A 12,620-nucleotide genomic window follows, 5' to 3' on the forward strand; every position below is an offset into this window, starting at 1 on the left:
TCGCCAATGTGGTTCCATCGGCGCGGTGGATATCGTTCGCCATATGTTCGGTCACTGTCGGGCGGCCAATGGTTTCGTCCGTACCGCTCCGCCGCCTGTCGAAGCCTCGCGGCGCACCCGAGTCGGGATCGGCGACGGGTCGCGCGGCATGCTCGAGGCCTTCGACTTCTTCTTCCTGGCCTTCGTTCTGCGCGACATGGCTACCCGCTTCGGCGTCGGCATCGAACGCCCGAGCCTGGTTCGTGCGCTGTAATGGCCAGAGGGTTGCCAGTCGGCCGCGCGGGATGTCGAGGCCGCGGATCATGATGGAGGAACCATTGGCTTTTCGCCCAACCCGATGGGGCCAGGGCTTGCGCGCCGACGATAGTGTGCCCATGGGCGGCAGGCTGGCGGTGGGGTTGGTCTTGTCGACGGGCTTCGGGCGGGGTAGGCGGGCGCGTGGGTGAGGAGGGCGTTGCGGGAGGATGGACCAGCGGCTGTTTCAGGCCGCCATAACGAAAGAAGCCTCCCAGTTACGGGAGGCTTCGCGGCGGTAGCTGCCTTTGCCTTTCTTCGCCTGTTCCTGGCGGCTGCGGAACAGTGGCTGGGCGACCAGGGATTTGGCCTTGTTCGGCCGCTTGCTTTTCTTTGCCATGGCAGAGGTCCTCGAAGGTGATCGGGCTGGCGCTCGCCAGCGCGCGCATCATCTGCCTGTCGCCGCGGATTGTCCAGTGCCGGTTGCGCCTTCAGGCTGCCGGCAGGCCGAGGCGCTGGCCGGCGAGGCTCAGGGCGAGAAGCGAGAGACCGCTCCAGGGGCTGCCGGGTGCCTGTCCCTTGATCTGCGCGTCGATCAACTGGGCATCCCTCAGCATCTGGTTCCAGCGGCTGCTGGAGTGGCGTTGCAGGGCACGGGTCAGCAGCGGACGGCGCTTGTCCCAGACCGGCGGACGCGCCTGGGCGAAGGCTTTCTCCAGCGGGATGCCCTGGCCGTATTGCTGGGACAGGCCAGCCAGCAGGCGGATCTCGCGGGCCAGGCCCCAGAGGATCACCGGCGGCTCGATGCCTTCGCCGCGCAGTCCTTCCAGGATGCGCAGGGCGTGGGCCGCTTCACCGCCAAGGGCAGCGTCGATCAGGCCGAAGACATCGAAGCGTGCGCTGTCGGCGACCGCGGCCTGTACGGTGGCGGCGTCGATCTGGTTGCCCTCGGCGAGCAGCTTGAGCTTTTCGATTTCCTGGGCGGCGGCGAGCAGGTTGCCTTCCACGCGCGCGGCGATCAGTTCCAGGGCTTCGGGGCTGGCGGACAGGCCGGCCTGGGACAGGCGCTGGCGAATCCACTGCGGCAACTGGTGGACGTCGACCGGCCAGACCTGGATGAACTGCGCGGCGTTGCCATCGATCAGGGCCTTGGCCCACTTGGTCTTCTGCGTGCTGCCATCGAGCTTGGGCAGACTGAGCAGGAGCACGGTGTCTTCCGGCGGCCGTTGCAGGTATTCCTGGAGAATCGCCGCGCCTTTGTCGCCGGGCTTGCCGGAGGGCAGGCGCAGTTCGATCAGGCGCTTCTCGGCGAACAGCGACAGGCTGGCGCCGGCCTCCAGCAGCAAGCCCCAATCGAAGTTGGCTTCGGCATTGAATACCTGGCGCTCGCCGAAGTCGCGCTCGCGGCAGGCCTGGCGAATGGCATCGCAGGCTTCCTGGCAGAGCAGCGGTTCATCGCCGCTGACGACATAGACGGGCGCCAGGGGGCCCTGGAGGTGCTTGGCGAGTTGCGCGGGAGTCAGCTTCATAGGAGAAGACGGGGCCGGCGAAACCGGCCCCGGGGCATCACGGGGTGGGGAACTCGATCGGCGACTGCTGCGGCTCGGCGGCGCGGCGCTGGCGCTCCGCCTCGTCGGCGGCGCGCAGGGCTTCGGCTTCCGCCTTGGCCTTGGCTTCTGCCTGGCGCTGGGCTTCGTCGAGTTGCGCCGGGGTCAGCGCCTGGAGGCGCATGGACAACTGCTGGATCAGGTCGCGCCGCATCTCGCTGCGCAGCTGCGCGGCTTCCTGGTCGGAACCGATCAGGTTGTTTTCGTCGTGCACGTAGACCTTCTGCACCTGTACCTGGTTGCTCATCAGGACCAGGTCGTTGGCGCCGACGATCTCGTAGTTGATCGTGTTGGTCAGCTCGAACTCCGCGCCGCGCGCGGAACCGGTGTAGCTGACGGTGCGCTGCTGGTTGTCCTCGCGGACCAGCACCAGGTGGTAGGGCGCGTTGCTGGTGACCTTCACGCCGCTGTTTTCCAGGGTTTCCTTCAGTTCGCGCACGGTCGGGCCGTAGGCGTTGCGCGCGGACACGTCGATTTCCTTGAGCGCGAATTGCGCATCGCCCAGGCCGCGCAGTTGGAAGCCGCAGGCGGCCAGCAGGGTGGTCATACCGATCAGCGCGGCGCTGGTCAGGATACGTTTCATCAAGCTTCCCTCACTCCTGTTGATCAGCGCCCCCGGATGGCCGGGGGCGTCCAATGGAATCGCGTATCAGTTGGCGACGATGTTGACCAGTTTGCCCGGTACCACGATGACCTTGCGGATGCTCAGGCCTTCGGTGAAACGCAGCACGTTCTCGTTGGCGCGCGCGGCGGCCTCGACATCCTCGCGGCTGGCGCTGGCGGCCACGTCGATGTGTCCGCGCAGCTTGCCGTTGACCTGCACCACCAGTTGCAGGGTGTCCTGCACCAGTGCGCTCTCGTCGACGCTCGGCCAGCGCGCATCGATCACCGCTTCGGCATGGCCGAGCTGGCCCCAGAGCACGTGGCAGATGTGCGGAGTGATGGGCGCCAGCAGCAGGACCACGGTTTCCAGGCCTTCCTGGATCAGGGCGCGGTCCTGGGCGTCCTGGTTCGGCGCCTTCTCCAGCACGTTCATCAGGGTCATCACCGCGGCGATGGCGGTGTTGAACTTGTGGTGCTGGCCGACATCCTGGCTGGCCTGCCTGATCGCCAGGTGGATGGCGCGGCGGACCTGCTTCTGCGCGTCGCTCAGGGCGGCGACGTCCAGCGCACCGGGGAGGCCGGCGCTGACGTGGGCGTGAGCCAGGCGCCAGACGCGGCGGAGGAAGCGGTTGGCGCCCTCGACGCCGGCGTCCGACCACTCCAGGCTCATGTCCGGCGGCGAGGCGAACATCATGAACAGGCGGCAGGTATCGGCACCGTACTGGTCGATCATCGATTGCGGGTCGACGCCGTTGTTCTTCGACTTCGACATCTTCTCGGTGCCGCCGATCTCGACCGGCTGGCCGTCGCTCTTCAGGCGCGCGCCGACGACCTTGGCCTTGGCGTCACGCTCGACCTCGACGTCGGCCGGGTTGAACCAGTCCTTGCCGCCGTTGGCGGTGGTCCGGTAGTAGGTATCGGCGACCACCATGCCCTGGGTCAGCAGGTTCTTGAACGGTTCGTCGCTGCCGACCAGGCCTTCGTCGCGCATCAGCTTGTGGAAGAAGCGCGCATAGAGCAGGTGCAGGATGGCGTGCTCGATGCCGCCGATGTACTGGTCGACCGGCAGCCAGTAGTCGGCCGCCTTCCTGTCCAGCATGCCGCCTTCGAACTGCGGGCAGGCGTAGCGGGCGAAATACCAGGACGACTCGACGAAGGTGTCCATGGTGTCGGTTTCGCGCTTGGCCGGCTGGCCGCATTTCGGGCAGTTGCATTCGTAGAATTCCGGCATCTTCGCCAGCGGCGAACCGGAGCCGTCCGGTACCACGTCTTCCGGCAGCACCACCGGCAACTGGTCGGCCGGCACCGGGACGTCGCCGCAAGCCTCGCAGTGGATGATCGGGATCGGGCAGCCCCAGTAGCGCTGGCGGCTGATGCCCCAGTCGCGCAGGCGGAACTGGGTGCGCGCCTGGCCCAGGCCCTTGGCCTCGAGGTCGGCGCCGATGGCGTCGAAGGCGGCCTGGTAGCCGAGGTTGTCGTACTTGCCGGAGTTGACGGTGAGCACGGACTCGTCCTTGGCGCCGTACCACTCCTTCCAGACGCTGGACTCGAAGTCGTTGTCGCCCTCGACCTTGGCGATCACCTGGCGGATCGGCAGGCCGTACTTGTTGGCGAACTCGAAGTCGCGCTCGTCATGGCCGGGCACCGCCATCACCGCGCCTTCGCCGTAGTTCATCAGCACGTAGTTGGCGACCCATACCGGCAGCTTGTCGCCGGTCAGCGGGTGTTCGACGAACAGGGAAGTGGCCATGCCTTTCTTCTCCTGGGTGGCGATGTCGGCCTCGGCGACGCCGCCGCGCTTGCATTCGTCGATGAACGCCTGCAACTGCGGGTCGTTCTGCGCTGCCTGGGTGGCCAGCGGGTGTTCGGCGGCGACGGCGACGTAGGTGGCACCCATCAGGGTGTCCGGACGGGTGGTGAACACCTTCAGTTGGCCGGCGTGGCCGATGGAGGCCTGGTCGTAGGGGAAGCCGATCTCCATCCCGCGCGACTTGCCGATCCAGTTGCGCTGCATGGTCTTCACCTGCTCCGGCCAGCCGGGCAGGTTGTCGAGGCTCTCCAGCAGTTCCTCGGCGTAGGCGGTGATCTTGAAGTAGTACATCGGGATCTCGCGCTTCTCGATCAGCGCGCCGGAGCGCCAGCCGCGCCCGTCGATCACCTGCTCGTTGGCGAGTACGGTCTGGTCGACCGGATCCCAATTGACCGTGCCGTTCTTGCGGTAGATCACCCCTTTTTCGAACAGGCGGGTGAACAGCCACTGCTCCCAGCGGTAGTAGTCCGGCTTGCAGGTGGTGACCTCGCGGCTCCAGTCGATCGCCAGGCCGAGGCTGTCCAGCTGCGACTTCATGTAGGCGATATTGTCGTAGGTCCAGGCCGCCGGGGCGACGTTGTTCTTCATCGCGGCGTTTTCCGCCGGCATGCCGAACGCGTCCCAGCCCATCGGCTGCAGCACGTTGCGGCCCTGCATGCGGTGGTAGCGGCTGATCACGTCGCCGATGGTGTAGTTGCGCACGTGGCCCATGTGCAGCTTGCCGCTCGGATACGGGAACATCGACAGGCAGTAGAACTTCTCCTTGTCGGGTAGCTCCCTGACGAGGAAGGACTGGTGTTCTTTCCAGTAGTTCTGGGCCTGGGTTTCGATCTCGAGTGGCTGATATTGCTCGTGCATGGCGCTACTTAGACGTGACTGTTCGAAAGCCTCGTAGCATACATGACCCCCACTCCTGTCGATAGCCCGCGCCGTTTGTCGCCGGGGGCGGTTCAGCCGAACGGGAACGCTAAGCTTGCCCTATGGGCCGTCGATGGCTGGCTGCCCAGTGGTACCTTCAGAGGTGTTCGATGGCTGAGCTGCAACGCGCGAGTGTGACGGGAGGTGGGCTGTACGAGAGGCTGCTGCAGCGTCTCGCCCTGGCTCTGGATGAAGCGGATACGGCCGAGCGCCTGCGTGACGAGCATCCCACGGAGCTTGAGTTGCGTGGTTTGAGCGAAGCGGAGATGGGGCTGATACGCGCCTATCTCGACCAGGACCTGCACTGGTTGCGCGGCTGGCATGCGGCCGCCGAGGAGCTGGCGCTGCTCGAGCGCCAGCCCGGCAGGACACCCCGGCCGCCCCGGCCGCAACCGCCGGCGCCCCGTCGCCACGTCTCGTTGAAACAGCGGCAACTGCTCTGTGCGCTCTGCGGTGCGCCGGTGCAGTGGAGCAAGGGGCATGGCGTGTTGCCGTGCGGCCATTGCGGCTCGCAACTGTTCCGTTCGGGCAACGGCCGCTAGGGTCTCTTTCCGGGAAGTTTCGCCAGGCGTCGCGCAATCCTTTAGATTGCCTCTTCCGACAGGGAGGGGGCGATGCCGATCCGTTATTTCTTCAAGCAACTTCTGCTGCCGCCGGGCGGCCTGTTGCTGCTGCTGTTTTTCGCTTTCTGGTGGCGCACCAGCCGACCGAGGCTGGCGCGGCTGTGCGGTGTCTGCGGGTTCTTCGGTCTGTGGCTGATGAGCATGCCGCTCAGCGTGGAGTGGATGGCGCGCTGGCTCGAAAGCGAACCGGCCCTGCTGGCGGAGGATCTACCGGGCCTGGCGCAGCGCGCCGACGCCATCGTCATCCTCGGTGCCGGCCGGCAGACCAACGACCCGGCCTGGGGCGACGATGCGCCGAGCCTGCTGGCGGCCGAGCGGCTGCGCTATGCCGCGCGGCTGGCCAAGACCTCGGCGCTGCCGGTACTGATCAGCGGCGGGTTGCATTACGGACGCCCGCCCAGCGAGGCGGCGCTGATGGCCAATGCCCTGTTGCAGGACTTCGGCGTGCCGACGCGCTGGCAGGAAGGTCTCAGCCGTACCACCTGGGAAAACGCCACCCTGAGCGCCCCGCAGTTGCGCGAGGCCGGCGTGCGCCGGGTGGTGCTGGTGACCCAGGCCTGGCACATGCAGCGGGCACGCTGGAGCTTCGAGCGCCAGGGGTTCGAGGTGATCCCGGCGCCGGTCGGCTTCCTCGGCGGGGCCAACCTGCGGCCCTTCGGCGGCTGGCTGCCGGAAGCGCAGGCCTTCTGGCAGAGCGGCATGCTGCTGAACGAGGCGATCGGCCTGGTCGGCTATCGCCTGTTCTACCGCTGAGACGCAACCGGCGCCGCAGGGGCGCCGGTCTTTCCAGGAGGGGCTGGTTTCAGCCGAACAGGCGTCGCTCCTGCGGACGCAACTGGCGGCCGAGCAGAGCCCATAGCAGCAGCACGCCGGCCAACCCGGCCAGCGGCCAGACGCGGTATTGCAGATAGGGCGTCAGGCCCTGCATGGGTATCACCTCGCCGCGCAGGATGCCCTGCTGGAACTGCGGGATCTGCCGGACGATCCGGCCATAGGGATCGATCAGGCCGGTGACGCCGTTGTTGGTCGCGCGGATCATCCAGCGACCGCTTTCCAGGGCGCGCATCTGCGCCATCTGCAGGTGCTGCAACGGGCCTATGGAAGTGCCGAACCAGGTGTCGTTGCTCACTGTCAGCAACACCTGGCTCTGCGCCGCGAGCGCGGCGGCGAACTCCGGGTAGACCACTTCGTAGCAGATGTACGGGGCGATCTGGTAGCCCTTGGCCTTGAGCAGCGGCTGGTCGGCCGGACCGCGAGCGAAGTCGGACATCGGCAGGTCGAAGAAGGCGATCAGGCCGCGCAGCAGGTCCTGCAGCGGCACGTACTCGCCGAACGGCACCAGCTTCTGCTTGAGGTAGGTGCCCGCGCCTTCGCCGACCACGGTGATGCCGTTGAAGTAGCGACTCTTGCCGTCGGCGAGACGTTCACGCACCGGGACCCCGGTGATCAGCGCGGCGTTCTTCTCGTCGGCGACCTGGCCCATGGCGCCGAGGTAGCCGCTGGCCATGTCCTGGAGAATCGGCACCGCGGTTTCCGGCCAGACGATCAGGTCGACGTCCTGCTGCGGCAGGCTCAGGTCGCGGTAGAGGTCGAGTTGCGCGCGGACCTGATTCGGGTCCCATTTCAGCTCCTGGGCGATGTTGCCCTGGATCGCCACTACCCTCAGCGGTTCGCCGGCCGAATGGGTCCAGGCGTGGCCCTTGAGATAGAGGCCGGCCGCCCACGGGCCGAGCAGCAGGACCAGCCCCAGAAGCAGGCTGGCACCGTGCGGGAAGAGGCGCGGCAGGTTCACCAGCAGGGCCGCGCTGAGGGCGATGACGAAGGAGGACAGCCATACGCCGCCCACCGGTACCAGCCCGGCCAGCGGTCCCTGCAACTGGCTATAGCCGGCGTAGAGCCAGGGGAAACCGGTAAGGAACCAACTGCGGAACAGCTCCAGTGCCAGCCACAGGGCGGCGAACGCCAGGGCGTCGCCCAGCGGCGCGTTGTCGCGGCGCAGGCAGCGCGCCCACAGCCAGGCCGGCAGGGCGAAGAAGAAGGCGACGCCGGCGGTGAAGCCGAGCATGAGGAGGCTTGCCAGCGGCACCGAGGCGGCGCCGTAGTCATGGATACTGACGTAGATCCAGCTGGTGCCGGCGCCGAACGCGCCGAAACCGTACCACCAGCCGCGCCACAGGGCGGACTTGCCGGGAAGGCCGCGCAAGCCGAGATAGAGCAGGGCGATCGAGAGGATCGCCAGCGGCCAGTAGTCGAAGGGCGCCAGGGCCAGGGGTGTGAGCGCGCCTGCGGCGAGTGCCAGCAGGTGTCCGGGCCAGCCGGGACGAGAAATCCAACGCATCGAATGTCCTTAGAGCCTGTTCAATGTCCGACTGCGCAGACCGGGGCCGCCTTCGGCTGCCGGACGGCAACGTCCGCGGCGACAGGGGAGTCTGGCGCAAGGCGCAAGAGTAAAGGAGGGGCTGGCGAGACGCCAGAAGGACGGCGCGGGAAGATGCCCCCTCCGCCGCGGCGGAGGGGGCGCGCTCAGTTCTGCAGGGGAGACAGGCGCAGCAGATGGACGCGGCGGCTGTCGGCGTTGAGTACGCGGAAACGGAACTCGCCCAGCTCGACCACTTCGTTGCGCTTGGGCAGGTGGCCGAAGGCGCTCATCACCAGGCCGCCCACGGTATCGAATTCCTCGTCAGAGAATTCCGAGCCGAAGAAGTCGTTGAAGGCGTCCACGGGGGTCAGCGCCTTGACGATGAAATCGCCGCTGGGCAGCGGCTTGATGTAGCTGTCCTCCTCGACGTCGTGCTCGTCCTCGATATCACCGACGATCTGTTCCAGCACGTCCTCGATGGTCACCAGGCCGGCCACGCCGCCGTATTCGTCGATGACGATGGCCATGTGGTTGCGGTTGGCGCGGAATTCGCGGAGCAGCACGTTGAGGCGCTTGGATTCGGGGACGAAGGTAGCCGGACGCAGCAGTTCCTTGATGTCGAAGGGACGCTCGTCGTTGTGCAGGATCAGTGGCAGGAGGTCCTTGGCCAGCAGTACGCCCATGACGTCGTCGAGGCTTTCGCCGACCACCGGGTAGCGCGAGTGGGCGGCTTCGATGATGGCCGGAAGGAATTCCTTCGGCGTCTGGGTCGAGCGGATGCTCATCATCTGCGAGCGCGGCACCATGATGTCGCGCACCTGCAGGTCGGCGACCTGGATCGCCCCCTCGACGATGGACAGCGCCTCGCTGTCCAGCAGCTTGTTGTCGTGGGCATCGCGCAGCAGCTCGAGGAGCTCCTGGCGGTTTCTCGGCTCGTGGGCAAAAGCCTGGGTGATCTTGTCCAGCCAGGACTTGTGCCCGTTGCTCGATCGGTCTTCGCTCATTTTTCCTTGCTCGGTGGCTCTTCGTCGTCGCAGGCGTACGGATCGGGATGACCCAGTTCCGCCAGCAATTCACGTTCCAGTGTTTCCATTTCTTCCGCTTCGGCGTCGTCGATGTGGTCGTAGCCGAGCAGGTGCAGGCAGCCGTGGATCACCAGGTGGGCCCAGTGGGCCTGCAACGGCTTGCGCTGTTCCAGGGCTTCGCGGGCGACCACCGGGGCGCAGATCACCAGGTCGCCGAGCAGCGGGATATCGAGAAGCTCGTCCGGGACATCGGCGGGGAAGGACAGCACGTTGGTCGCGTAGTCCTTGTGCCGGTAGGTGCTGTTCAGTTCCAGGCCTTCGGCCTCGTCCACCAGGCGGATGGTCAGCTCCGACTCCGGACGCTGGCGCAGGGCCAGTTCGCACCAGGCGCGGAACTGCGCTTCGGAGGGCAGGTCCGGGGCGGCGCTAGCGACCTGCAGGTCGAGCTCAAGCGGCATCGTGACCGCCCTTGCCCGTTCCCTCGACCGGCCGCACCTGGCCTTGCTGGCGGCTCTCGTGACGCTCGTAGGCTTCGACGATACGCTGCACCAGCGGGTGGCGGACCACATCCTTGGGCTTGAAGTGGGTGAAGCTGATGCCGGGGACGTCCTGCAGGACCTCGATCACGTGCTTGAGGCCGGAGCGGGTGCCGCGGGGCAGGTCGACCTGGGTGACGTCGCCGGTGATCACCGCGGTGGAGCCGAAGCCGATCCGGGTGAGGAACATCTTCATCTGCTCGACTGTGGTGTTCTGGCTCTCGTCGAGGATGATGAAGCTGTTGTTCAGCGTGCGCCCGCGCATGTAGGCCAGCGGCGCGACCTCGATGACGTTGCGCTCGATCAGCTTGGCCACGTGTTCGAAGCCGAGCATCTCGTAGAGCGCGTCGTAGAGCGGGCGCAGGTAGGGGTCGATCTTCTGCGACAGGTCGCCGGGAAGGAAACCGAGCTTCTCGCCGGCCTCGACCGCCGGGCGCACCAGCAGGATGCGGCGGATCTGCTCGCGCTCCAGGGCGTCGACGGCGCAGGCCACGGCGAGGTAGGTCTTGCCGGTGCCGGCCGGACCGATGCCGAAGTTGATGTCGTGGTCGAGGATCGCCTTGACGTAGCGCTGCTGGTTGGCGCCGCGCGGGCGGATGTGCGCCTTGCGCGACTTCAGGGTGACCTGCGGCGCGCTCTGCAATTCCTCGAGGTCTTCCAGGCCGGACTCCTGCAGGTACAGGTGCACGGTGTCGGGAGTGAGATCGGTGCCGTTCTGCGCCTCGCGGTAGAGACGCTGCAGCAGGCGTTCGGCAACCTTGGTCCGGCGCGGTTCGCCGGCCAGTTCGAACTGGTTGCCGCGGTTGCGGATCTCGATGTCGAGGCGTTTCTCGATCTGGTGGAGATGCTCGTCGAACTGCCCGCAAAGTGTCGCGAAGCTGCGGGCGTCGAACGGCTCGAGGATAAAGCGATGAAGTTCCTGGGGGGCGTTCAAGGTGTTCTGTCGTACTCGCCAGTGGCTGATTGATAGGGAAGAGAATAACCGCTGGATATCGTCGCGCAAAGTTGCCGTATCGCGGCGGCGCTTTCCCGGTTCCCGCTGAAACGTTGGTGCACCGTGGCGGCGGGAAGGTTCAGCGAGCCCGCCGTACGGTCGTCGGCCTCAATGCAGGGTGCTGTCGATCAGGGTACCGCGCAGCGAGTGCGGCAGCGCGTCGTCGATGTGCACCTGGGCGAACTGGCCGATCAGGCGTGGATTGTCGCAGCGGAAGTTGACGATCCGGTTGTTCTCGGTGCGCCCCTGGAGCATGCCCGGGTCCTTCTTCGAGAAGTCGGTGACCAGGATCCGCTGGGTGCTGCCGACCATGCGCCGGCTGATCTCGTAGCCTTGCTGGTGGATGCGGCTCTGGAGGATCTGCAGGCGCTGTTTCTTCACTTCTTCCGGCAGGTCGTCGGCGAGGTCGGCGGCGGGCGTGCCGGGCCGCGCGCTGTAGATGAAGGAGAAGGAGAAGTCGAAGCCGACGTCCTCCACCAGCTTCATGGTCTGCTCGAAGTCCTTCTCGGTTTCGCCGGGGAAACCGACGATGAAGTCGGAGCTGATGCAGATGTCCGGTACCGCGGCCTTCAGCTTGCGGATACGCGACTTGTATTCCAGCACGGTATGGTTGCGCTTCATCGCCGCCAGCACGCGGTCGGAGCCCGACTGCACCGGCAGGTGGATGAATTTCACCAGCTCCGGCACCTCGGCGTGGGCCTGGATCAGCGCGTCGGAGAATTCCAGTGGGTGCGAGGTGGTATAGCGGATGCGCTCGATACCGTCGACGGCGGCGACCACCCGCAGCAGTTCGGCGAAGTCGGCCAGGCGGCCATCGTGGGTCAGGCCGCGGAAGCCGTTGACGTTCTGTCCCAGCAGGGTGACTTCGCGGACGCCGTTCTCGGCCAGGTGGATCACTTCGGCGATCACGTCGTCGAATGGTCGGCTGACTTCCTCGCCGCGGGTGTAGGGCACCACGCAGAAGCTGCAGTACTTGCTGCAGCCTTCCATCACCGAGACGAAGGCGGTGGGGCCATCGACCCGCGGTTCCGGCAGGCGGTCGAATTTCTCGATTTCCGGGAAGGACACGTCGACCTGCGGCTTGCGCGTGCTGCGCGCGGCGTCGATCATTTCCGGCAGGCGGTGCAGGGTCTGCGGGCCGAAGACCACGTCGACATAGGGCGCGCGCTCACGGATCGCGGCGCCTTCCTGGCTGGCCACGCAGCCGCCGACGCCGATCACCAGGTCGGGATTCTGCTGCTTCAGCTCGCGCCACATGCCGAGCTTGGAAAACACCTTTTCCTGGGCCTTCTCGCGGATCGAGCAGGTATTGAGCAGGATGACGTCGGCCTCGGCGGCGTTTTCGGTCACCTCGAGGGCTTGGTGTTCACCGAGCAGGTCCGCCATTCGCGACGAGTCGTACTCGTTCATCTGGCAGCCGTGGGTTTCGATGAAAAGCTTCTTGGCCATGCGCTTCGTCGGACAGTTCGAAAAGGACCGCGCATTATAGAGGGCGGGGCCCCCGGTTCCTAGCGTTGCTGGCCGAAAGGCTGTGCTATGATTCGCGCCCTTCATTTTCCGGCATTGCTTTCCCCGCCATGAACAAGCGCGAAAACCCCATCTACAAGGTGATTTTCCTCAACCAGGGCCAGGTCTTCGAGATGTATGCCAAGCAGATCTACCAGAGCGATCTGTGGGGCTTCCTGGAAATCGAGGAGTTCGTCTTCGGCGAGCGCACCCAGGTGGTGGTGGACCCCAGCGAGGAGAAGCTCAAGGCGCAGTTCGAAGGCGTTCTGCGCAGCTTCGTGCCGATGCACGCGATCGTCCGCATCGACGAGGTCGAGCGCCTGGGTACGCCGAAGATCAGCGAGGCCAAGGGCGCGGGCAACGTCATGCCGTTCCCCATGCCGATGCCCGGCAAGAGCGACTGAT

Annotated in this window: 13 protein-coding genes; 4 read left to right on the top strand and 9 right to left on the bottom strand. The window is 66.2% G+C overall.

The genetic code is table 11. The features are described 5' to 3' along the window. The first annotated feature begins 43 nt into the window (after positions 1-43). On the top strand, positions 44-253 hold the full coding sequence (locus tag AC1RB9_RS04835) for a hypothetical protein (RefSeq protein WP_003453967.1): 210 nt from the start codon (positions 44-46) through the stop codon (positions 251-253). Positions 254-481: 228 nt separating this feature from the next. Here the strand turns inward: AC1RB9_RS04835 and arfA are convergent, their stop codons facing one another. The 4 genes from arfA to leuS all read right to left on the bottom strand — a co-directional run bounded on the left by arfA (position 482) and on the right by leuS (position 5,112). Next, positions 482-634, bottom strand: coding sequence for an alternative ribosome-rescue factor A (gene arfA / locus AC1RB9_RS04840; protein WP_003093169.1), 153 nt, complete (start codon positions 632-634; stop codon positions 482-484). Between the two features lie 91 nt (positions 635-725). Then, on the bottom strand, positions 726-1,763 hold the full coding sequence (holA, locus tag AC1RB9_RS04845; protein ID WP_003093168.1) for a DNA polymerase III subunit delta: 1,038 nt from the start codon (positions 1,761-1,763) through the stop codon (positions 726-728). A gap of 37 nt (positions 1,764-1,800) precedes the next feature. After that, on the bottom strand, positions 1,801-2,424 hold the full coding sequence (locus AC1RB9_RS04850) for an LPS-assembly lipoprotein LptE (protein ID WP_003100322.1): 624 nt from the start codon (positions 2,422-2,424) through the stop codon (positions 1,801-1,803). A gap of 66 nt (positions 2,425-2,490) precedes the next feature. Then, the gene (gene leuS, locus AC1RB9_RS04855) at positions 2,491-5,112 is read right to left on the bottom strand and encodes a leucine--tRNA ligase (protein WP_003100324.1); all 2,622 of its coding nucleotides are present in this window, start codon (positions 5,110-5,112) and stop codon (positions 2,491-2,493) included. Between the two features lie 170 nt (positions 5,113-5,282). On the opposite strand from leuS, the gene AC1RB9_RS04860 reads away from it, so the two are divergent. Next, positions 5,283-5,714: a hypothetical protein gene (locus AC1RB9_RS04860; RefSeq protein WP_003114329.1), complete on the top strand. Its 432-nt coding sequence runs from the start codon at positions 5,283-5,285 to the stop codon at positions 5,712-5,714. A 72-nt stretch (positions 5,715-5,786) separates the two neighbouring features. Continuing rightward, positions 5,787-6,548 carry a YdcF family protein gene (locus AC1RB9_RS04865; protein WP_003100328.1) on the top strand — a complete coding sequence of 254 codons (762 nt, stop codon included), beginning with the start codon at positions 5,787-5,789 and terminating at the stop codon, positions 6,546-6,548. A 49-nt stretch (positions 6,549-6,597) separates the two neighbouring features. Here the strand turns inward: AC1RB9_RS04865 and lnt are convergent, their stop codons facing one another. The 5 genes from lnt to miaB form a co-directional block, all read right to left on the bottom strand. Then, positions 6,598-8,133, bottom strand: coding sequence for an apolipoprotein N-acyltransferase (gene lnt / locus AC1RB9_RS04870; protein WP_003118259.1), 1,536 nt, complete (start codon positions 8,131-8,133; stop codon positions 6,598-6,600). Between the two features lie 185 nt (positions 8,134-8,318). Further along, complete coding sequence (locus tag AC1RB9_RS04875; RefSeq protein WP_003093161.1) at positions 8,319-9,158, bottom strand: HlyC/CorC family transporter; 840 nt, start codon at positions 9,156-9,158, stop codon at positions 8,319-8,321. Beyond that, on the bottom strand, positions 9,155-9,637 hold the full coding sequence (gene ybeY, locus AC1RB9_RS04880) for an rRNA maturation RNase YbeY (RefSeq protein WP_003093160.1): 483 nt from the start codon (positions 9,635-9,637) through the stop codon (positions 9,155-9,157). Before ybeY ends, AC1RB9_RS04875 begins: the two co-directional genes overlap by 4 nt. Then, positions 9,627-10,649, bottom strand: coding sequence for a PhoH family protein (locus AC1RB9_RS04885; RefSeq protein WP_003093159.1), 1,023 nt, complete (start codon positions 10,647-10,649; stop codon positions 9,627-9,629). Before AC1RB9_RS04885 ends, ybeY begins: the two co-directional genes overlap by 11 nt. Positions 10,650-10,817: 168 nt before the next feature. Next, on the bottom strand, positions 10,818-12,158 hold the full coding sequence (gene miaB, locus AC1RB9_RS04890; RefSeq protein WP_003093158.1) for a tRNA (N6-isopentenyl adenosine(37)-C2)-methylthiotransferase MiaB: 1,341 nt from the start codon (positions 12,156-12,158) through the stop codon (positions 10,818-10,820). A 128-nt stretch (positions 12,159-12,286) separates the two neighbouring features. Here miaB and AC1RB9_RS04895 point away from each other — a divergent pair, with 128 nt between their 5' ends. Then, positions 12,287-12,619 carry a DUF1820 family protein gene (locus AC1RB9_RS04895; RefSeq protein ID WP_003093157.1) on the top strand — a complete coding sequence of 111 codons (333 nt, stop codon included), beginning with the start codon at positions 12,287-12,289 and terminating at the stop codon, positions 12,617-12,619. The last annotated feature ends 1 nt before the right edge of the window (position 12,620 follow it).

Source organism: Pseudomonas sp. 20-5, assembly GCF_056782835.1.

Bases quoted from the DNA above. Each gene is read 5' to 3' on its own strand.
- lnt (WP_003118259.1), bottom strand. From the start codon at position 8,133: ATGCGTTGGATTTCTCGTCCCGGCTGGCCCGGACACCTGCTGGCACTC.
- AC1RB9_RS04865 (WP_003100328.1), top strand. From the start codon at position 5,787: ATGCCGATCCGTTATTTCTTCAAGCAACTTCTGCTGCCGCCGGGCGGC.
- arfA (WP_003093169.1), bottom strand. From the start codon at position 634: ATGGCAAAGAAAAGCAAGCGGCCGAACAAGGCCAAATCCCTGGTCGCC.
- AC1RB9_RS04860 (WP_003114329.1), top strand. From the start codon at position 5,283: ATGGCTGAGCTGCAACGCGCGAGTGTGACGGGAGGTGGGCTGTACGAG.
- holA (WP_003093168.1), bottom strand. From the start codon at position 1,763: ATGAAGCTGACTCCCGCGCAACTCGCCAAGCACCTCCAGGGCCCCCTG.
- AC1RB9_RS04895 (WP_003093157.1), top strand. From the start codon at position 12,287: ATGAACAAGCGCGAAAACCCCATCTACAAGGTGATTTTCCTCAACCAG.
- AC1RB9_RS04875 (WP_003093161.1), bottom strand. From the start codon at position 9,158: ATGAGCGAAGACCGATCGAGCAACGGGCACAAGTCCTGGCTGGACAAG.
- miaB (WP_003093158.1), bottom strand. From the start codon at position 12,158: ATGGCCAAGAAGCTTTTCATCGAAACCCACGGCTGCCAGATGAACGAG.
- AC1RB9_RS04835 (WP_003453967.1), top strand. From the start codon at position 44: ATGTTCGGTCACTGTCGGGCGGCCAATGGTTTCGTCCGTACCGCTCCG.
- AC1RB9_RS04850 (WP_003100322.1), bottom strand. From the start codon at position 2,424: ATGAAACGTATCCTGACCAGCGCCGCGCTGATCGGTATGACCACCCTG.
- leuS (WP_003100324.1), bottom strand. From the start codon at position 5,112: ATGCACGAGCAATATCAGCCACTCGAGATCGAAACCCAGGCCCAGAAC.
- ybeY (WP_003093160.1), bottom strand. From the start codon at position 9,637: ATGCCGCTTGAGCTCGACCTGCAGGTCGCTAGCGCCGCCCCGGACCTG.